At 41.0% G+C, this 19,526-nt stretch carries 16 protein-coding genes and 1 tRNA gene; 10 read left to right on the top strand and 7 right to left on the bottom strand.

Features of this window, described 5'->3' with window-relative positions; all coding sequences use genetic code 11:
• Window position 1 precedes the first annotated feature (1 nt).
• The 4 genes from AACH20_RS02605 to AACH20_RS02590 are packed head-to-tail and all read right to left on the bottom strand — an operon-like array spanning window position 2 to window position 5,027.
• Window positions 2–1,099 carry a glycosyltransferase family 4 protein gene (locus tag AACH20_RS02605; protein ID WP_338503872.1) on the bottom strand — a complete coding sequence of 366 codons (1,098 nt, stop codon included), beginning with the start codon at window positions 1,097–1,099 and terminating at the stop codon, window positions 2–4.
• Window positions 1,083–2,225 (bottom strand): glycosyltransferase, encoded by a 1,143-nt coding sequence (locus AACH20_RS02600; protein WP_338503870.1) that lies wholly within the window; start codon window positions 2,223–2,225, stop codon window positions 1,083–1,085. The genes AACH20_RS02605 and AACH20_RS02600 overlap by 17 nt, the downstream gene beginning before the upstream one ends.
• The gene (locus tag AACH20_RS02595; protein WP_338503868.1) at window positions 2,225–3,646 is read right to left on the bottom strand and encodes a sugar transferase; all 1,422 of its coding nucleotides are present in this window, start codon (window positions 3,644–3,646) and stop codon (window positions 2,225–2,227) included. The genes AACH20_RS02600 and AACH20_RS02595 overlap by 1 nt, the downstream gene beginning before the upstream one ends.
• A complete protein-coding gene (locus tag AACH20_RS02590; RefSeq protein ID WP_338503866.1) occupies window positions 3,630–5,027 on the bottom strand; it encodes a hypothetical protein in 1,398 nt (465 codons plus the stop codon). Before AACH20_RS02590 ends, AACH20_RS02595 begins: the two co-directional genes overlap by 17 nt.
• 16 nt (window positions 5,028–5,043) lie before the next feature.
• Between AACH20_RS02590 and AACH20_RS02585 the strand changes: the two genes are divergently transcribed.
• The 3 genes from AACH20_RS02585 to AACH20_RS02575 all read left to right on the top strand — a co-directional run bounded on the left by AACH20_RS02585 (window position 5,044) and on the right by AACH20_RS02575 (window position 6,239).
• The gene (locus AACH20_RS02585; RefSeq protein ID WP_338503864.1) at window positions 5,044–5,394 is read left to right on the top strand and encodes a LexA family protein; all 351 of its coding nucleotides are present in this window, start codon (window positions 5,044–5,046) and stop codon (window positions 5,392–5,394) included.
• Window positions 5,395–5,435: 41 nt separating this feature from the next.
• A tRNA-Asn gene (locus AACH20_RS02580) sits at window positions 5,436–5,510 on the top strand.
• Window positions 5,511–5,750: 240 nt separating this feature from the next.
• On the top strand, window positions 5,751–6,239 hold the full coding sequence (locus AACH20_RS02575) for an NUDIX hydrolase (protein WP_338503862.1): 489 nt from the start codon (window positions 5,751–5,753) through the stop codon (window positions 6,237–6,239).
• Between the two features lie 153 nt (window positions 6,240–6,392).
• Here the strand turns inward: AACH20_RS02575 and AACH20_RS02570 are convergent, their stop codons facing one another.
• Entirely contained in the window at window positions 6,393–8,159 is a 1,767-nt protein-coding gene (locus AACH20_RS02570; protein WP_338503859.1) for a family 16 glycosylhydrolase, read from the bottom strand.
• Window positions 8,160–8,347: 188 nt separating this feature from the next.
• A complete protein-coding gene (locus AACH20_RS02565; RefSeq protein ID WP_338503857.1) occupies window positions 8,348–9,595 on the bottom strand; it encodes a glycoside hydrolase family 16 protein in 1,248 nt (415 codons plus the stop codon).
• A gap of 121 nt (window positions 9,596–9,716) precedes the next feature.
• On the opposite strand from AACH20_RS02565, the gene AACH20_RS02560 reads away from it, so the two are divergent.
• The 7 genes from AACH20_RS02560 (at window position 9,717) to AACH20_RS02530 (ending at window position 18,057) form a co-directional block, all read left to right on the top strand.
• A complete protein-coding gene (locus AACH20_RS02560) occupies window positions 9,717–10,727 on the top strand; it encodes a hypothetical protein (RefSeq protein WP_338503855.1) in 1,011 nt (336 codons plus the stop codon).
• Window positions 10,728–10,903: 176 nt separating this feature from the next.
• Entirely contained in the window at window positions 10,904–13,030 is a 2,127-nt protein-coding gene (locus AACH20_RS02555) for a ribonucleoside triphosphate reductase (protein ID WP_129743865.1), read from the top strand.
• A complete protein-coding gene (locus AACH20_RS02550; RefSeq protein ID WP_338503852.1) occupies window positions 12,981–13,721 on the top strand; it encodes an anaerobic ribonucleoside-triphosphate reductase activating protein in 741 nt (246 codons plus the stop codon). Before AACH20_RS02555 ends, AACH20_RS02550 begins: the two co-directional genes overlap by 50 nt.
• Window positions 13,706–14,368 (top strand): ferredoxin--NADP reductase, encoded by a 663-nt coding sequence (locus AACH20_RS02545; protein ID WP_338503850.1) that lies wholly within the window; start codon window positions 13,706–13,708, stop codon window positions 14,366–14,368. Before AACH20_RS02550 ends, AACH20_RS02545 begins: the two co-directional genes overlap by 16 nt.
• Complete coding sequence (locus AACH20_RS02540; protein WP_338503847.1) at window positions 14,365–16,143, top strand: hypothetical protein; 1,779 nt, start codon at window positions 14,365–14,367, stop codon at window positions 16,141–16,143. The genes AACH20_RS02545 and AACH20_RS02540 overlap by 4 nt, the downstream gene beginning before the upstream one ends.
• A gap of 71 nt (window positions 16,144–16,214) precedes the next feature.
• Window positions 16,215–17,780 (top strand): RNA-directed DNA polymerase, encoded by a 1,566-nt coding sequence (locus AACH20_RS02535; RefSeq protein ID WP_338503845.1) that lies wholly within the window; start codon window positions 16,215–16,217, stop codon window positions 17,778–17,780.
• 55 nt (window positions 17,781–17,835) lie between these two features.
• On the top strand, window positions 17,836–18,057 hold the full coding sequence (locus tag AACH20_RS02530) for a DUF167 domain-containing protein (protein ID WP_338503843.1): 222 nt from the start codon (window positions 17,836–17,838) through the stop codon (window positions 18,055–18,057).
• A 2-nt stretch (window positions 18,058–18,059) separates the two neighbouring features.
• Here AACH20_RS02530 and AACH20_RS02525 read toward each other — a convergent pair whose 3' ends face one another.
• The gene (locus tag AACH20_RS02525) at window positions 18,060–19,496 is read right to left on the bottom strand and encodes a polysaccharide deacetylase family protein (RefSeq protein ID WP_338503841.1); all 1,437 of its coding nucleotides are present in this window, start codon (window positions 19,494–19,496) and stop codon (window positions 18,060–18,062) included.
• Window positions 19,497–19,526: the final 30 nt, after the last annotated feature.

Genomic DNA, 19,526 nt, shown 5'->3' with positions numbered 1-19,526 from the left:
CTCAACTTTTCCGACCATATTTTTCATATACAACCAAAGTTTGCTCGGCCATGCGCTGCCATGAAAATGTCTTAACATGTTTCTTGCCTTTTTTAACGAGTTCATTGCGTAATTTGTCATCAGATAAGATGTCATCAATTGATTTTGCTATGTCCTCGACACTGAAAGGGTTAAAATAGTGAGCAGCATCACTGTGGGTTTCTGGCAAGCAAGTGGCTGTGCTCGAAGCGACTGGCGCGCCGTGTAGCATCGCCTCTAACCCTGGCAAACCAAATCCTTCACTGAGCGAAGGGAAGCAATAAACTGCCGTATTTTCGTACATCCAGCGCAATTGCTCGTCTGATATAAAGCCGGTAAACACAACATTTTTAATTCCATGTTCATTTACATATGTCTCGTGGCGAGCGTAATTGCTATCTTTTTTACCTGCCAAAGCCAGTGTTAAATCTGGATATTTTTTCTGTAACAAAGCAAATGCGTCGATTAGTCGTCGAAGGTTTTTATGTGGTGTTGGTCTACCGATATACATAATGAATTTTTTGCCAATTAACTCGTCAACAGGTTCGTTTCCTTTTGGTAACTCATCCGCAGATTCCAAAGTTACAGTAATTTTCTCTGGGTTTACGCCGGTGAATTTAATCAAATCATTTTTTACGAAGTTAGAAATTGTGATGATGTGCGAAGATTTTTTCGCAACTTTTTTATTGACCCATTTATAAACTTGCTGTTTGATCCAGAAAATGACAGGATTTTTATCTGGATTCTTAAACCTGACAGTGGTCAAATCTTGCATCGTAGTAACAACTGGACTGGAATTATATAGAACTGGCTGCTGAACCATCGCAAAATGTACTAAGTTTGGATGAAGACTTTCAAGTTGTTTTTTAAAGCCGATTTGCTCAGCAAAAGTGTATTCTTTATATGGGCAAATAACTTTCTGAAATCTTGGATTGCTTGGTTGCCAACCATCAAAGTCTTTTGGCTTGAGCAGAATAACATAATCGTTTTTATTATCAATTTTCTGCAAATAATGAATCAGCCGTTCGATGTACCGACCAGTACTAGTCCTTAATGTTCGGGCGTCAATTACGATTTTCACGATAATGTTCCTTCCATGATTTATCAACTATATTTTTTATCGCTTTATGGAAAATTGCGGCTGAAAATTCGTTGGCCGTGGCTGAGATTTTTGTTGGTGAAACTTTTTTTCCTGGAAGTTTCTCTAAGGTTTCTATCAATGAAGAATCTGTTTGCTCAGAAAAGAACCAGCCGTTTTTTTCAGGTTTTATATAATCAAGTGCGCCGCCAGCTTCATACGCAACTACTGGAATGCCAGACGCCAACGCTTCGACTGGCGCAATTCCGAAATCTTCGTGCGAACAAAAAATAAACAAATCTGCTTTTTTAATGTATTTTTCTCGTGTGGCATTATCGACAAATCCTAAGAAATTAGTATGTTTATCGGCGATATTTTTTAGATTATCAACATCTGGACCTTTTCCAATAATATCTAATTGCCAGCCAAGTTTCTGACAAGCTTTAATAGCAATATCAAGACGTTTCATTGGCACAATTCGTCCCCAAATCAGGCAGCGAGGTTTTTTGGGGATGGATGTTTGCTTGCGATTTTTAGCAAGCGGCGAAAAGCTCGACACGTCAATTGGCGGAAAAATAACCGTACTTTTTCGCTGGTAAAATTCTTCGATATCAGCCTGAATTCCCGTAGAGTTGGCAATAAAAACATCAACTTGCTGAGCGGCGTTAAAATCTCGTTTTTTCAGTGGTCGAACTAGGGTTTTTAAGCCTAGGCGCGCCAGCCATTGCGGACGAAAACTTGGTCGTTTGATGTATTCGTCGTAGTGTCGCCAATAAAAATGCGTTGGCGTGTGGCAATAACAAATATGAAGTTGATCTGGTCTGGATTTGCGGACGAATTTTGCCTCGCCATTTCCCGAGCTGGAGATGATAATGTCAAATTCACTAAGATCAAGCTTAGCGAACCACCACTGTCTAAGAAGCGGTAACAATCGTCGGATTTTTGAAAACGGCCATCGCTGTAGATAACCAGTAACGACTTTGTTGTCTAATCTTTCTCGCCACTCATCGCTACAAAAAGAAGTGTAAATTGGCGCTTCTGGATATAATTTATGAATTTCCAAAACGACTTTTTCGGCGCCGCCGCCGTAAATCCAATCGTGAACTATGGCAATTTTTGGCTTACTCATTAATTATCTTTCTGGAAAATAACCAAGCAGGTTTTTAATAAAATTGTAATATCCAGCCAGAGACTCCAGTTTTGAACATAATATAAGTCAATTCGTCGACGCTCTTCAAAGCTGATACTGCGCCTGCCAGACACTACTGCAAGTCCAGTGAGTCCTGATTTGACTGCCAGCAAAACGTGTTTTTTGTCGTAGGCGCTTAATTCGTGTGGTACCAGTGCTCGAGGTCCGACTAGGCTGATGTCGCCCTTTACGACGTTGAATAATTGTGGCAATTCATCAAGACTGAAGCGACGAATAAATCGACCAACTGGCGTCACGCGAAAATCATGATCAAGTTTGTCGCCGTTTTTACGGTATTCTTCAATTAGCTCAGGTTTACCAACCATTCGAAAGACTTCTTCGTCAGTTTTGCCGTCAAACTTTGCATAATGCGAGCGGAATTTGTAAACCTTAAACGGTCGATTATAACGAGTGAGGCGTTTTTGTTGTTTGCCGTGCATTAAAATCGGTCCTGTTGGGTCGCTGATTTTTACGGCAATTGCCACCAAAAGCATAATTGGCGAGGCGATGATAATCCCAATTGTCCCGCCTACAACATCCATAATGCGCTTCACAATTCGCCCATAGCCCATTAGCGGCGTCGGATGAGTGTGAATTAGCGGCACGGAGTCGATGATATCAATAGTGTGTTTGGTGGTCATAATTCCGTCGAATTCCGGCGCTTGATAGAAATCCAAGTAATGTTTTTGGGCAATTTGATAATGTTCGCTAACATTTTTTGAGTCGGTTTGGATGATGACGTCAATTTTATCTCTGGTGAGTGCCGATTCTAATGACGAGCTTCGACGCTTTTTTAATTCAATAGGAATGAATTGGGTTTGCGCAACAATTCCGCTAATCTTAAAGCCAGTCAGCGGATTGGTTTCTATAAAATCAGCCAGAACGTGAGTTAAATCGCAATTGCCAATTAGCACAACACGGCGCGCTCCGAGTCCGCGCTTTAATAGTTTTAGGCGAACAATATTGGCGGCGCTGCGGAAAATCATCAGTAAGATGAAGCCAATTCCGGTGGCGTAAACCGCGACAAGTTTGGCTGGGAATAACGGAGTGTTAGTAAAGAACGCCACAGAAATCATAATCATAATTCCAGTTATTGACGCCAAAAGTATTCGTCCGAAGTTTCGCAATGGGTGAGTGTAAACCTCTCTGTCGTATAAGCCAAAGAAATAGAACATTACAATCCACAATGGCAGCGTCATAAAAATGGAGGTGATAAAATCCATGGCATTGATGCTGATATGGAATGGTCTAGGATCCAGGGAAATTCGCAAAATATAGGCAATAGTAAATGCGCTCAATAAAGCTATGATATCAAGAACGACCAGAACAATTTTGAAGTAAAAATCAGACTTTTTCCGCATAATCTCTGGGGTAATTATACAAAAATATGCCGATTATAGCAAAACAATGAATCGTATTTATAAAACTGCCAAAAAACCAGAAATGCACAAACATCGCGATGGTTAGAGATAAGATAAATTGGGCTTTAATTTTACGGATGTTTTTTATGGCAAGAAATATAATTGTCAACGGGGCAATTAGAAGGGCAAATAGCCCGATGACTCCCATTCCACTGAGTAATAATATGTAAAAAACGTAGACTGTTTGGTCCGCTGGGACGTTTACGTGAAGGTGTTTTTGGATAAAATTACCGAGATTGCCGAGTCCGACGCCGAAGAAGAATGTTCGCGGCGATGATAGCCAAGATTTTATGGCTAAGTCACTGGCGCTGAGTCTGTCGTTGGCGGAAGCTTCAACGAAACCAGCGGGCTGGAAAGAATTGTTGCTTGACGGAACGTTTTCGGCGGGTTTTGGTGATGGATTTTTGGCGACGGATTTTTGCGGAATCTTAATTTTCCCGAGAGATAATTGATCAACCATACTGACGAAGGTATTGTGCGCAATGAAAGGTGTATTGGCGTATCTAATGTTGGCTGACGAGAATAATAAGGTGAATCCGAGTAATAATCCAGCGAAGATGATTGGAAGTTTTTTACACACAAAAGATGCATCAATTCGTTTTATGAAAGCGATTATAAATAAGGCTGTGATGGCGATAAAAATTGCCAAAAATCCGCCACGGGAAAATGTTAAAGATATGGCGAGAGTTGTGAAAAATAGGCTAAATTTGGCTAAGCGAGATTTTGATTGAAAGAGCGCAAGGAAGAATGCTGGAAGTAGAGAATTGGCAAAAAACTGAGGTTCAGCGGCGAATAAATTGATTCGTGGAAATCCAAAAACGTCGGCTTTACAGCCAGCGCAAAGCGTACCAAATCCTGTTGGCTCAAAAGTGGCGACGATGAGCTGAATGATTGCTAAAATCCCAAAAACCAGCCCGCTCCATAGTCCGACATTGATGAGTTTACGTTTTTCTGATTTTGACAATTCGCTGTAAATTAAGCCAGCGGATAATCCGACGGTGAGTAAGAATAATAGTGATAACGAATATAACGCGGTGCGCAGGTGTGCTTCTGCGAAAAATATGCCGACGGTGATGGCGATAAAAATTGCCAAAAATCCGCCGATTAGCCATCGGTTTCTAGATAATGATTGCCGCTTTTTGAATATTAGAGGTAAGGAAGATATTATCAGTCCGACTGCTGCGATTTGATACAAGCCTATGCGAAAAGATGAGAAGTCCAGAATTGATAAACCGATACTGGGGTGCAGAGCGAAGCCGCCGCCAAAAATAATAATCGCCAATAGCCAGAATCGAACGTCGTTAATATATTTTTTTGCCATATTTTAAGTATAGCGTATGGTGTATACTTTAGATATGAAACTGACGAAAAAGCAAAAAATAATGTTGGATTTTATCGATGGGTTTATAAAGGGCAATGGCTACAGTCCGACGCTTCGGGAAATTATGCGCGCCTTGGGCTATAAATCGGTATCGACGGTAGCAAAACACGTTGATAATTTGGTGGCTGCGGGATTTTTAGAGAAGCAGGATGGCGAAGTTAGATCTTTGACGCTGAGCAGTGAGAAAAAAGAAGTTTGGTGGCAGAATTTAGCGAAAGAAATTAAGAAGAGAGAAGCTGAAGATAACGAAAAATCACGCTCGGAAGTGGAGATTTTAAAAAAAGCATTGGAAATTGTCCGTCAGTAACTTTACAACTATTCAAAAACTCGCTATAATACAAGACATATTCCGGGGTAGCTCAGCGGTAGAGCGGTTGGCTGTTAACCAATAGGCCGCGGGTTCGAACCCCGCCCCCGGAGCCATAGAATTGGTCAAGAACTGTCCCGCGCGGGCAGTTTTATATTTCCTTGAATAATAGCCATAGCACTAAACGGTTATTAAGAAGTAATACTTACATTAATGGTTTTAGTTTATCAAGTAGTTGTATCGAAGAGTTTGATAATCCAATAAAACGACAATATATCAAAAATCATTGAAGAGTTCTTGAGAAATACACGATTTATCATGTGATATAATTTTGTCATGAAAGAAGTATTTAGAATATGAGCCAGGATAGCGCAACAGCAGCCTACGGACAACAAGTAATAACTGCCTGTGCGGTAGTCAACAAATTTATAAACGGCAAGCCATCTATTCTTGTGGCAAAGCGAGCAGCGACTAAAAAGTTTTTACCAGGTAAATACGAACTACCTGGGGGTCATGTTGATTATGGTGAGAACCCAGAGGATGGTCTTAAGCGAGAGTTGCTAGAGGAGCTTGGGCTTGATGTGACGATAGGTAGTTTGTTCGCAGCTTTTACCTATATAAATGAAATAAAAGGCTCGCATTCAATTGAGCTCTTGTATTTTGCACAAGCTAAAGAGGGTTCAGAGCCGACAGTCAACCCAGAAGACCACTCAGGTCTTTTATGGGTCAACGAAGACAATATAAATCTTGTAGAACAAGAAAATGGCAGCGACGATCAAGAATTACCATATCTAAAAAAGTCTCTACGCATTCTTAACAATTATGAATCGATCAAATTAGGGTAAACTAATGTTGGGTATGATGAAGCGTCGCACTTTATAAGTAGCTGCGGGCAAGTTATATATTTCTAATAATGTGGAATAGGGACGAGAGGCTGATATTGTTGAGCAAAAAAATTACCACCTCATCACGGGGTGGTAATTTTATGTAGCCATAGGTTAGCGTAGAATGAATAGTCCTGCGGCAACTAATGCTAGAGTGGCGATAACACCTAAGAAGGCATTAAATCCTGTGTTTGCGAGTAGACCGCTTACAGCATTCTGAGGCTTATTAGCTGGATTATGAGCGGCAGCTGACGGATTTCCAGGCTGCGGCTGAGGCTGCGGCTGAGGCTGTGGTTGACCTGCCCCAGTGATCGCTGATGTGTCAATAGCTAGAGTGCCACTAAACGCCATATAGTAAGCTCCTCCTAAGGTTCCTAGATGAGTTTCCCAAGTACTATTCAATATAGGGGATGTTCCGCTGGCTGGTAGCGATAATAGCCGAATATTTCCAGGATTTGTAGTATCGTTGACGACTTCCGCTGAGTTGGTTATAGGAACTATGCCTCCTGCTAGAAACTTCAATGGTGAAGCAAACAATTTGTCGTTAGGCTTAACACTAACTCGCTGATCTTCAAGACGTAAGGAAGTTAGGGATGTTAATCCATTTAGTGGACTTATGTCGGCGATGGCATTCTCTTTTAGGGATAGAGTCTTTAGGGAAGTCAATCCAGCTAGTGGGCTTAGATTTGAGATTGAGTTGTGATTTAATGACAAGTTCTGAAGATTCTTGGCAGCTTCTATTCCAGTTAGGTCGGTAATGTTTGAGTTGTCCAGGTTAAGATCTGTCAATTTTTCCAACTCTACGTCAGTAATTTTTTGATTGTCCGTACGAGTTGTACCAAGTTTTTCTCCTAGTTTTTCATTAAGCAACTTGCGCAGTTGTGTGTCTTTGACTTCAACCTCTTTGGGTTTTCGCATCTCGTACACGCGGACGTAGTCGATTGACATAGTTGCCGGGAAGCCCTCTCCGTTTGCAGCTCCTACTGAGCTGGTAGGATCATCCCATGGAGAATCAATGTAATTGCCGCCAATGGCTAAGTTAAGTCGCAAGAAGAAGTCTTGATCAAATGGTCCATTAGGACTTCCTGTGGAGTTTGAATTCTTAAATTCGGTAATTGTATGATGCCATTCTCCGTCAATGAAGTATTCAAGTTTACCTTCAGTCCATTTTACACCGTATGTGTGCCACTCCGTAGTGTCATTATTAGTGCCGAACTTACTTGGTGGAATAACGCCTTGGCGGTTTCTGTGACTACCAGTTTGACCGGTCGGCGTATTCTTATCTCGCCAGTGTGCGTCGGATGCAGCAAATTGGTGATTAGAGCCTTTTGCCTCTACGATGTCGATCTCGCCCCAATCAGGCCAACCAGCACTGTACGGAGAGTTATTAGGACTCATCCAAAAACCAGGCCAAGTGCTCTTATTCTTTGGCATTTTTATGCGAGCTTCGATGTAGCCATATTTAAAATATGCCTTATTTTTAGTCTGTACGAATCCAGAAGTGAAGTTACCAGTTTTAGTGTTACCACCAGTACAAGTTGCTCCTGGTTTGTGTAGTCCAATTAGATTTAAGCTACCGCCACTGACATTAATGTTCTCATCTGATCTCGTGTAGCAGTTTCGAACTTGTTGGCCTTCGTCTTTCCATCCGCCATTAAGAGCTGTCCATTTGGTCCCATCTAGCGAATTTCCGTCAAACTCGTCACGCCAAACAGGTTCTGGATTCCAGTTTTCACTATCTGTTGGCGGATATGGACTTCCTGCACCTTTGGCGTTGTCCATTGGCAGAGTAAATAACGCCCCACCAACAAGAACACCAACAGCCATTACCGCAGTTACTATTTTAACTTTTGTATTAAAAAAACGTCTTTTTATTAACATTTTTTGTTTTCTCCCAAATATTTTTTATCCATCGCTAGTGTAACAATAAGCGGAATAAAAGTAAAGAATATTATGTAGTTATTTTAACAACAGAGCTGTGAAAACGCTGAATGCTGAGGTTTTAAGCTGAAATAAAAAATTGCCACCCCGTAATGAGATGACAATTTTCCTGTAAACGCCTAAGCTAATTAGCGATTAATCGTTAGGTTTATTGACTTTAGAGATTTGATGTTAGAAACCGCTCTTAAGTCGAAGACGGAGTTGTTCTTAAGAGATAAAGTCTTAAGGTTTTTAGCTGCCTCTAAGCCTGTTAAATCGTGAATCTTTTCTGCTTCTGATGCGTCGTCAGCTGCATCCAAGTTAAGATCTGTCAATTTTTCCAACTCTACGTCAGTAATTTTTTGATCGTCTTTACGATTAGTGCTAAGCGCTGTCGACAGTTTTTTATTAAGTTGAGTGCGCAAATTGTTATCTGGCACGTTTATTTCCTTAGCTGTTCGCCTTTCGTATACGCGAACATAATCGATTGACATAGTTGCTGGGAATGACTTTGGATATTTAGCTAGGGCATTGTAGGCGTTTGACCATTTACTGCCTTTACCGTCGATGTAATCACCGCCAATTGCTAAGTTAAGACGCAGGAAGAATGGTTGATCAAACGGACCATAAGGCGCGTTTGCTGCGTTTGGCTGATCGAATCCGTTGACAGTGTGGAACTTTACGCCGTCAATGTAATATTCCAATTTTCCTTCAGTCCATTTTACGCCGTAAGTGTGCCACTGAGTGGTATCTTTGAATCCAGCTGGCAAATCCTTGCCTTGAGCATGTTTTTTATTGTATGTTGAAAGTCCCCAGTGAGCGTCTGCTGCGGCGTAATCTAAGTTAGAACCTTTAGTTTCTACGATGTCAATTTCACCACTGCGAGGCCAACTGCCGTATGTAGGTTTGTCAGGACTCAGCCAAAAACCAGGCCAAGTACTCTTATTATTTGGCATTTTTATACGCGCCTCGATGTAGCCGTAAGTCCAAGACTTCTTACCCTTCGTTTCTACGAATCCAGAGGTGAAGTTGCCGCTTTTTTCATTTCCTTTGCAACGCGCGCCAGGCTTGTATAGTCCTACTAAGTTTAGACTGCCGTTTTTAACATTCACATTCTCTTCGCTCCTACTGTAGCAGCTTTGGACGTTATTAGCGCTCCATCCGCTGCCGTATATATTCCAAGAATCTTTATCTAACGATGTGCCATTAAACTCATCACGCCAAACAGGTTCTGTGTTCCAATGAGTACTATCATTTAATGGATAATCATCGCTGACGACACCCTTAGCTTGTCCAGTCGGCAAGGTAAGTAGTGATCCACTAATGAATAGTCCAGCGGCTATTACTCCAGTTAATATTTTAACTTTTGTATTTAAAAAGCGTTTTCTTATTAACATACACTCCCCTTAAACTTATGTTAGACACCAATTATAACAACAAGCAGAATAAAAATAAAAGAAGAATAGTCAATTTTACAGCAAAATTAAAACTGATTGAAGATGATGTTATAATTTATGCATGGAAACATTGCCAGATCGCGATAAATTATTAACCGACAGAGCCTTGCAATGTGCGGCGACAGAGCTAAACGTTGATTTATCTGAATTACGGATCACGCCAGTAAGTGGCGGCTTTTCGCTTAATCGCCGAGCGTTAGTGTCGTCTGGTGGTCGAACAATTTTCGTTAAAGAAGTTGATGCTAATTTATTGTCGGATGAGGGCGAGCGGGAATTAGGCTGGCTAAAAAAAGATTATGCAGTAACGCGTTTGTTACAGAAAACTTATCCGCAATATGTTGCTGATTGGACTGAATTGGCTGATGACGGTTACGTGTTGATGACGAGTAGTTACGCTTCGTCGGATGGGTGGTTGTGGCAACCTCCGACGGATAACTCTGTCGCGGAACACTATATTTCGACGGTGATAACCGCGGTTCGCGAGTTGGAAAAAATAAAATTGCCACAAGAGTTGATTGAAGAATTACAACTACAACCGTTTGCGGCGGAAAAGCTTGGCTTAGATGATGGGATTGATCAGATTATTGCTGACGCTGATATTCGTCGTCGGTTGATTAATAACTATCAAAAACTATTGCCAAATCAGTTGGAGATTAATCAGCGGCGTTGTCAGGCTATAATTGAGCTGTTAGAAAAGCGCGATGAGTTGATTGATATTTCGGTGCGCGCTAAAGAATTTGCCAAGCAGACGGAAGATTGCTTTAATCATTCGGATGTTCGTAGTGATAATTTGGCATTTAATCCGCAAACTGGCGAGTTGAAGTTGGTTGACTGGAACTGGGCTTCCTATGTACCCCAGGGATCTGGTGCGACAGAATTTCTGGTTGATATGGCGCGCCATGGTCATGACGTAACATCGTGGCTAGGTGAGTTGAACGCGGAAATGTTGGCGTCATTTGTCGGATTTTTCCTTACACGTAGCCTCAAACCACCGCTCAAGCCGGGTGATAATCTTCGTCAAATGCAGGCGTTATCAGCGGCTGTTGCTTATGATTTATTGCAATCTATGTAAAGAAATCATAAATGTAAATAATACAATGTACTTTCATTGACAGACGCTATATATCGCGTGTATATTCAATATTAAGCACTACATATGGTGTTTTAGAAAATAAATAACGTTTTTTGCAACATGCACCCACTGGAGAGGTTGGGCTAGTTTGCTATTTTTATAAACAAGGAGGGGGAATGTATAAATCAATTAAAAAACGCGACGGTCGAACTGCTAAATTTGATCGGAAAAAAATTGAAAAAGCGATTGAAAAAGCAGGACTGGAAACTGGTGAATTTGACGCCGCTCAAGCAGTTGAATTGACCGACAAGGTTTTGGGAGTTTTGGAAACTCGTAATCAGAAACGTCTACCAAGCGTTGAAGATATTCAGGACATTGTTGAGGATGCGTTGATTGACTCTAAGTTTAAGAAGACTGCAAAGGCGTACATTATTTACCGCGATCAGCATAAAAAATTGCGCGAAATTACCTCTAATGCACACGTTGATTTGATTGATAAATATCTGAAAAATTTGGACTGGAAAGTTAATGAAAACTCTAATATGGGCTATAGTCTTCAGGGTTTGAATAACTATGTTTCAGCGGAGATTACGAAGACTTACTGGCTGGATAAAATTTATACATCGAAGATTGGGCAAGCTCACAAAGAAGGCGACTTACACATTCACGACCTTAACTTGCTAAGCGTTTATTGTGTTGGTTGGGATCTGACTGACTTATTGCAAGAAGGATTTACTGGCGTGGCTGGTAAGGTTGCTTCTAAGCCGGCTAAGCATTTCCGATCAGCGCTTGGTCAAGTCGTAAACTTCTTTTATACATTACAGGGCGAAGCGGCTGGTGCGCAGGCTTTTTCTGATTTTGATACACTATTAGCGCCGTTTATTCGTGCCGACAAATTGAGCTATGAGGAAGTAAAACAGGCTATTCAAGAATTCGTCTTTAATGTCAACGTGCCGACTCGTGTTGGTTTCCAGACGCCGTTTACCAACATTACACTTGACCTTGAATGTCCAAAACACATGGCAGATAATCCAGTGATTATTGGTGGCGAAATGCAGGACACGACTTATGGCGAATATCAAGAAGAAATGAATATGCTAAACAAGGCGCTGCTGGAGGTTCTTTCTGAGGGCGACGCTAATGGTCGAGTCTTTACCTTCCCAATTCCAACGGTTAATATCACCAAGGATTTCAATTGGGATAATCCGGTGATTGAAAGTTTGTGGGAAGCTAGCGCTAAATACGGCATTCCGTACTTCTCAAACTTCATCAATTCCGACATGGATCCAGAAGATGCGCGCTCAATGTGCTGTCGATTGCGTATAGATAATCGTCAATTGGAATATCGTGGCGGTGGCTTGTTCGGCTCAAATCCAATGACTGGTTCGGTCGGTGTGGTAACGATAAACTTGCCACGACTGGCGCTAAAATCTAAGAATGAGAAAGAGTTCTTTAAGGGATTGGCTGAACTTATGGATATGGCAAAGGACAGTTTGGAGACCAAGCGTAAAGTTTTGGAGCGATTGACCGACGCTAATTTGTATCCGTACACTAAGTTTTATTTGCGAAACATTAAGCAACGTTTCAATCAATATTGGAAGAACCATTTTTCAACTATCGGTTTGATCGGCACGAACGAGGCGGCGCTTAATTTACTAGGCGTTGATATTGGCACGGAAAAAGGTAAGGCTTTTGCTGAGAAAACGCTTGATTTTATGCGCGATCGTTTGGTGGAATATCAGAAGGAAACTGGCAATAATTACAATCTTGAGGCAACGCCAGCTGAAGGCACGACGTATCGATTGGCACAACTTGATAAAGCTAGCTTCCCAGATCGAGCACATTTTGCTAATGGAATTGGTGCGGAAGTTAAATGTCCGTTCTATACCAACTCTAGCCACTTGCCAGTTAATTACACGGACGATTTGTTTGAGTTGATGGATCTTCAGGACAATTTGCAAACCAAGTATACGGGCGGCACGGTGATTCACTTCTTCTTAGGTGAGCGCATGGACGATCCGCAAACTTTGAAAAAATTGGTGAAAACGATTTGTGAAAATTACAAATTGCCATACTTCACGTTCAGTCCAAGCTTCTCAATTTGTAAGAACCACGGCTATATTGTTGGTGAGCATCCAGAATGTCCAAAGTGTGGTGAAGCGACTGAAGTTTACTCACGTGTGGTTGGTTTCTTGCGTCCAGTTTCTCAATGGAATAAGGGCAAGCAAGCGGAATTTGAAATGAGGGAGCATTATGACGATGCCGCCGAACACCAGCGACTTAGCGCCGTCGCGGCAGCTTAAGGTGTCAATCGGTGGAATTCAGAAGCTGTCGCTCGTGGATTATCCAGGGCACGTGGCGGTAGCTCTGTTTCTCTCTGGTTGCAATATGCGGTGCGGTTATTGTCATAATCCTGAATTGGTATTACCTGAACGGTTGGCACCGAGTATTCCAGTTGATGAAGTGATGATATTTCTAAAATCGCGAGTTGGTCGACTGGACGGCGTGGTGATTTCTGGCGGTGAGCCAACGGTAAACGAAGATTTGCCGGAGTTATGTCGGATGATTAAGGAACTTGGTTTTGATATTAAATTGGACACCAACGGCACGCATCCAGATATAGTTCGCGGAATGGTCAAAGAAGGACTGATTGACTTTATTGCGATGGACGTAAAAGGTCCGCTGGAAAAATATGTTGAAATTGCGGCGCGACCGATTGATTTGGAAGCGATCAAGGAGAATGTTCGGTTGATGATTGATTCGGGAATTGATCACGAATTCCGTACGACGATTGTCCGCGAGCAATTGGAAGTTAGCGATTTTGAGAAGATTGGCGATCTGGTTAAGGGCGCGAAGAGATTTGCTCTGCAGCATTTTCGCACCGGCACGACAATTAGTCCAAAGTTTGCGAATTACCACACTTTTACTGACGAAGAATTTAGAGAAGCTCAGAAAATAATGGAAAGGTACGTTGGAGAATGCGTGATTCATTAGAGGTTGAAATTGTGCGCGTCCGTCAGGAAAATCCTGAGGTGAAGACATTATATTTTGCGCGACCGTTCGACTTTACCGCCGGACAATATATTACTGTTTTTATTGATGGTAGTAGCGTGCGTGAAGGGAAGGCTTATAGTATTTCTTCTACTCCTGACGATGAGCTAATGTCGATTACCGTGAAGAATGTTGGTGGTGAATTTTCTAGCTATTTATGTTCACGGAATGTTGGCGATAAATTGCAAATCAGCCACGCTTATGGCGATTTTAATCCGCAAACGGAAGGTCCTTTGGTCGGAATTGCTGCGGGCTGCGGACTTAGTCCAATTTGGAGCGTTATGGCAAGTTCTAGCCAGCCGACGTTTTTATATTTTAGCCAAAAATCGCCAGAATATATGGTTTTTGAAAATGAGCTAGCGGCGTCAAATATTAAAGTGAAGAAGTTCAGTACTCGCCAGCAGATTGAGGAAAAAGATGGTTGGTTTAACGGTCGATTTAATGTAGAAAAAATTGTTCATGAAACGCCAGAAGATGCGCATTTTTTGGTCTGTGGAAGTTTGCCGTTTGTTAGAGATGTTTGGCAAAAATTATCTGCGGCTGGCGTGAACGAATTGAAAATTTCAACGGAGACATTTTTCGAACAATGAACGAAGGTTTGGCAAATGGAGCGGGTGATTTTGATGTTTTTTCAGCGTTGAATGGTGGTGTTAATTTTCAGGATTTATCTTCGGAAGTTGATGACGATGCGACTGAATTAAATTTGGTAGAAGCGGTTGCTAGCGGTGAGAAAATTGATACGTCATTTGCCGAAGAAAATGAATCGGAAACAGCAGAAAAATATTTGGACGCTGAAAGACGATCGGAAATTTGCCAAAACGTAGCCAGCGCGGCGTGCGCCAGTTGTGCTGCGGCGGGAACTTGTTCAATACTACGAATGCGTAATTTTGCTGAGGAGAATTTACAGCCGGCAGCAGAGGAGCCGAAGAGCTATTTGTCTGACTTAATGAATGATGATTGTGATTTTGTTGTTGCTGGATATGTCAGTGTTGATAATGAAGAGAAGGCGTCCGAGTCGATTGAAAAAGATAATCCATCAGAAAATGAAAAAACTGAATCCGTATCAGAAAAACCTGCGGTTAAGTTGGAAGCGAGCGATGATGATGTGTCGATACGCGTGTCGGCGGAAAATAATGAGGCGAACAAACCGACGGATGATGAATGTTTGGATAGCGAAAGTGCGTCATCGGAAAATATTCCAAGCGCGAAAATGATCAAAGAAAATATCCCGCCGAAAATCAACGAAGAGCCGGAGGAGACTGAGGTGGCTAGTCAAATTAACTTGATGGACTCGGAAGACATCGATGAAAAAGCAGACATTTATAAAGGAGATGTATCTTCTGAGAATCAAGCTCCGGCTGTTGATAAAGGTGATGAATTGCCGAGAGAATTATCTATAAAGGAAGATAGCCATGTAGGGGATGAAAATAATATAAACTCTGCACCGATTTTGGAAGATTCTACTCCAAGGGAAGATCTGGTCGAGAAAGCTATTTCTAATGAGCCAAATTCCTTGCCTGTGCGTGATTTTCTTCAAGTCAATAATGAAATTGATATGGCGATGAATGACAATAATAATGCGCCAGCTGAGGTGGAGTTGAGCGATGAGGCTGTGCGTAAAAGAATTGAATCTGCTGAATTGGCAGAAAATAAGGAGGATTCGCCAATTTTACCACAACGTGATTTTGAAGAGCGTGAAGTATGTTTCGAAGATTCAGAGAATATTGCTATGGACGAAGATTTTGACAATTGTATGGTCGTGAATGAAACAGATAATATGGCAGATGATTTGGGTGATTGTGCAGAATTGGGCGAAGAAGTTACGTGTGAATTGGAAGAATTGCCGACTAATAGGTTTGAAGTAATAGGACAATTTATTCCTGATTTGAAATTAGCCGATGATGCAATTGATCGGAATAATATCGTCGATGAGGCCGTGAAAAAAGTCGCGGAAAAAGCTGAATTGGCTGAAGAATGTAGCGAATTGGTTATTACGGATGATTGCGATGGGGTAAAATGCTCTATAAAAATTGAAGAATCGAGCGATTGTTGTGATGGCATTGATAATGTTTTGAAAGAGGATTTAAATACTCCAGTTTCTCAGGAAATTCCTGTTTCGTCAGATAATTCATCGGAGGAAAAAGATAATTATAATTGCGACGGAGATGATATAAACAATATCATTAATAGTACAAATATTTCTGGTGCTTATTCGGGGTTTTGGGCTGATGATAGTCCGCTGAATCCGGAAGATGATAAGGCTTCGAATAGCTATGGTGTCAATATGCTTTTACCCTTAGTGGAATTTCTAGGTTTTTTGGCTATTAAGATCTCTTCGATAAAACAGGAGATAATCATAAGATAAAAATAGGACATAGAACATAGTATAATGTTTAATATGACAACAGGTGATACTATTTGGAAGATTGCGAAATAATGGGCAAACTTATCTTAGAATTAGAGTGTTCTGAAGCCAGAGATTTATTACTGCGACCTAATTCATATTGCAATTTTGGCTTGCCTGCTTATTTTAATGTGCAAAATTTATTAGACTGTGCTGATGACATAGTACAAAAAGGAGGCTATAGAAACAGTGGCAAGAAGTCAGGACCAGGTGCTTTTGAGGGTGTAAACTACACGCTACTTGCTAACAAAGATGGTGCGTATGCCTGGCGACCATATGAGCTTGTTCATCCGATTCTTTATATCGAGCTAGTAAATTTGCTCACAGAGGAAAAGAATTGGAATTGTATTAAGAAGCGCTTCAAAGAGATGCAATGTAACGACAAGATTATAGCGGTAAACATTCCGCAAAAACCCGATGAGAGCAAAGGAAATACAGAAAAAGAAGAGAATATAAATCGTTGGTGGAGTGAGATAGAACAGGCATCAATTAAATTATCACTAGAGTTCAAATATCTTACAACTACAGATATTACAGACTGTTATGGGTCTTTGTACACACATTCTGTCGCATGGGCGCTTCATGATAAAAAAATAGCTAAAGCTAATCATAACGAATTAGATAAAAAAGATGGACTGTTGGGAAATAGTATCGATAATTTTCTACAAGATATGCATAACAGGCAGACAAACGGCATACCTCAGGGTAATATGGTGTCCGATTTGATTGCGGAGATGGTCCTTGGCTTTGCAGATATGTTACTGAGTAAACAACTGAAAAAAGAAAAAATTGAAGATTATAAGATACTTAGATACCGGGACGATTATAGAATTTTCACAAACAGTTGCCAAGACGCTGAAAAAATTCTCCTAAAGCTGAGTAGTATATTAGCGGAATTAAATTTCAAGTTGAATCCAAATAAGACGGTAATCGCGGATAATGTTATTGACGCTTCGGTTAAGACTGATAAGAATAGCCTGATTTTATCTAATTATAGATATGATAATCTTGGGCTACAACATAAGCTGTTTTATATAAGGAACTTCTCAAAAATACATAAAAATTCGGGAAGTGTGAGCAGACTGTTCGGGGATTTCCGAAAGTGTATAGAAAACCTCAAAGAAAAGCCTGATCAAAACGACGCAATGGTTGCTATTGTGGTGGATATAATGCTTAATAATCCTCGAACATATGCAACTGGTGCTTCTGTGATATCGAAGCTGATGTCATTTGATACGAGAAAGGAGCGAGATGATATGTACCGAAAAATTGAGCGTAAATTTACTGATGTTCCAAACGTGGGATATCTAGATATATGTCTGCAGCGCATTAGTATTAAATCGGATCGAAGCAGAAAATTTGATGAGCCTTTATGTAAGCTTGTATCACGTAACCCGATTATTTCTATGCTGTATGAAAGTCCTATAGTTACAGGAGAAATGGTTGATGGTATTTGGAATTCAGCATGGCTAAAGCCATCAGCATTTTGTGAATTATCTAAAGCTAATTTCATAGATGATACTATTATTGATGAGTTGGATGATGTCATATCACTCCCTGAGACGGAAATATATATAATGGATAAATATGATAAGTAAAGTTGTGCGAGAAATTCTACCTAGGGGATTAAAGGTGATAGATTTTTAATGGCGTATGAAAATCTCCGTACACATTAAACCAAACTCTCACCATCGTGAGGAAGTTGTGAAAAATGACGACGAAACGTTGACGGTTTATACCAAAGCCCCAGCAATTGAAGGTCGAGCCAACGCGGCGACTATTAAATTATTGGCAAAACATTTTAAGGTTGCGCCGTCCAAAGTTAAATTAGTGCGCGGCGCAACTTCAAAGTATAAGATATTTGAGATTGATTAAGTTTACGGATAAACGGCGCCCGGTGTCATATCGCCGATTAAATTTTGTACCGTTACGAATGAATAGCCTTGTTGTTTGAGTGAGTCAAGAATGCAAGGAACGGCATTTACGGATGTCTGATGAATATCGTGCATTAAAATCACAGCTCCGTTGTGAGCGCCAGCGACAGCCCTTGAACAGACTATCTCACTATTACGATCAGCCCAGTCGCGCGTATCGACAGACCATAGAATAGACGACATTCCACGTTGACGGAACTTCTCCAAAACTACCCGATTAAACGCGCCGTATGGCGGACGTATGATATTGGGATTGATGCCGACTGCTTGTTTTATGGCATTATTTGTTTGGTCAATTTCGCTAGATAGTTGCTCTGTTGAAATCTTATTTAACTCTGGATGCGACCAAGAGTGGTTGCCTAATTGATGCCCGCGCGACTGCATACGACGTAACGTGTTGGCGCGTGCTGAAACTTTACTTCCAATTAGGAAAAATGTCGCCTTGGCGTCGTACTTATCTAATATGTCCAATAATTTTTCAGTGTATGGTCCAGGTCCGTCGTCAAAAGTTAGAGCAATTGTTTTATTTGCGACGATAGGTGTTGGAGCTGCAGGTGCTGGTTTTGGTTTTTCTGCGGGCTTGGGGATGTTAGCGAATTTTCTCGCCGTTGGGTTTTGTAGATATTTAGAGACGGAGGAAATTGGCACAGTAATTGTCAATTCGCCGTAAGATGATGGTAATAGCGACGCCTGACCGAGTGGCCAAGCCAATGAATTGCCGTTATTAGTGATGATGAAATTAGACAAAGCTTCTTTATTTATGATTTCATTCAGGTCAATTTCTGGCTGCTGGCGTTGTTTGATGGTCTGAGAAATATTATCTTTGGCAGCGGATATGATTGCTTCGATGGCTTCATCGGACTGTTCTGTAAAATCAGCTAAGCCGACAACTTCGCCAGATTTTTTGTCGAAAGTCCAAAATTGCGTCATTGATGCTGGATGTGCGCCGTTCATATCCTGCTTAATATTGATGACAATTGACAGCGCTTCTGAAGTGTTGTGCGTGACTTGATAGCCAATTGTTTCGGTCATTGGCTTATCAAAAACTGTCGCCAGTAAAACCGTATTTTGAAAATCGCGATCAATTTTATCAATCGACTCGCTAATTAAGCGATTAATCTTTTCATTTTCCGTGATCGGATATTCAATTGAAACTTTTTCTCGTTTGTTATCTCTGGTGACAAATTTTGAGCGAATGCCAGAATATTTCGAATCGGCAAAATAATACTTTTCGTCAGATGGCGCAGTCGTTTGTCGCGAGTATGATTGATTGAGAAAATATATCCCAAATAGCCCTGCCGAAAATAGCAAAATCAAAAATGGTATGATAATAAATAGTTTTTTAGATTTTGGTTTTGCTTTTTTTCTCTGAATGCGCATACTATAAGTATAGCACTAGTGTTTTGGTTT

It is taken from the genome of Candidatus Minimicrobia sp. QA0096 (assembly GCF_963967315.1).
Classification (GTDB): domain Bacteria; phylum Patescibacteriota; class Saccharimonadia; order Saccharimonadales; family Saccharimonadaceae; genus Nanosynbacter.
This window is presented reverse-complemented; position numbering and strand designations above follow the sequence as displayed.

What these genes read in the sequence shown, in the direction of transcription:
- AACH20_RS02600 (WP_338503870.1), bottom strand. Translation starts at nt 2,225, where the DNA reads ATGAGTAAGCCAAAAATTGCCATAGTTCACGATTGGATTTACGGCGGC.
- AACH20_RS02595 (WP_338503868.1), bottom strand. Translation starts at nt 3,646, where the DNA reads ATGCGGAAAAAGTCTGATTTTTACTTCAAAATTGTTCTGGTCGTTCTT.
- AACH20_RS02590 (WP_338503866.1), bottom strand. Translation starts at nt 5,027, where the DNA reads ATGGCAAAAAAATATATTAACGACGTTCGATTCTGGCTATTGGCGATT.
- AACH20_RS02585 (WP_338503864.1), top strand. Translation starts at nt 5,044, where the DNA reads ATGGTGTATACTTTAGATATGAAACTGACGAAAAAGCAAAAAATAATG.
- AACH20_RS02575 (WP_338503862.1), top strand. Translation starts at nt 5,751, where the DNA reads ATGAGCCAGGATAGCGCAACAGCAGCCTACGGACAACAAGTAATAACT.
- AACH20_RS02570 (WP_338503859.1), bottom strand. Translation starts at nt 8,159, where the DNA reads ATGTTAATAAAAAGACGTTTTTTTAATACAAAAGTTAAAATAGTAACT.
- AACH20_RS02565 (WP_338503857.1), bottom strand. Translation starts at nt 9,595, where the DNA reads ATGTTAATAAGAAAACGCTTTTTAAATACAAAAGTTAAAATATTAACT.
- AACH20_RS02560 (WP_338503855.1), top strand. Translation starts at nt 9,717, where the DNA reads ATGGAAACATTGCCAGATCGCGATAAATTATTAACCGACAGAGCCTTG.
- AACH20_RS02555 (WP_129743865.1), top strand. Translation starts at nt 10,904, where the DNA reads ATGTATAAATCAATTAAAAAACGCGACGGTCGAACTGCTAAATTTGAT.
- AACH20_RS02550 (WP_338503852.1), top strand. Translation starts at nt 12,981, where the DNA reads ATGACGATGCCGCCGAACACCAGCGACTTAGCGCCGTCGCGGCAGCTT.
- AACH20_RS02545 (WP_338503850.1), top strand. Translation starts at nt 13,706, where the DNA reads ATGCGTGATTCATTAGAGGTTGAAATTGTGCGCGTCCGTCAGGAAAAT.
- AACH20_RS02540 (WP_338503847.1), top strand. Translation starts at nt 14,365, where the DNA reads ATGAACGAAGGTTTGGCAAATGGAGCGGGTGATTTTGATGTTTTTTCA.
- AACH20_RS02535 (WP_338503845.1), top strand. Translation starts at nt 16,215, where the DNA reads ATGGGCAAACTTATCTTAGAATTAGAGTGTTCTGAAGCCAGAGATTTA.
- AACH20_RS02530 (WP_338503843.1), top strand. Translation starts at nt 17,836, where the DNA reads ATGAAAATCTCCGTACACATTAAACCAAACTCTCACCATCGTGAGGAA.
- AACH20_RS02525 (WP_338503841.1), bottom strand. Translation starts at nt 19,496, where the DNA reads ATGCGCATTCAGAGAAAAAAAGCAAAACCAAAATCTAAAAAACTATTT.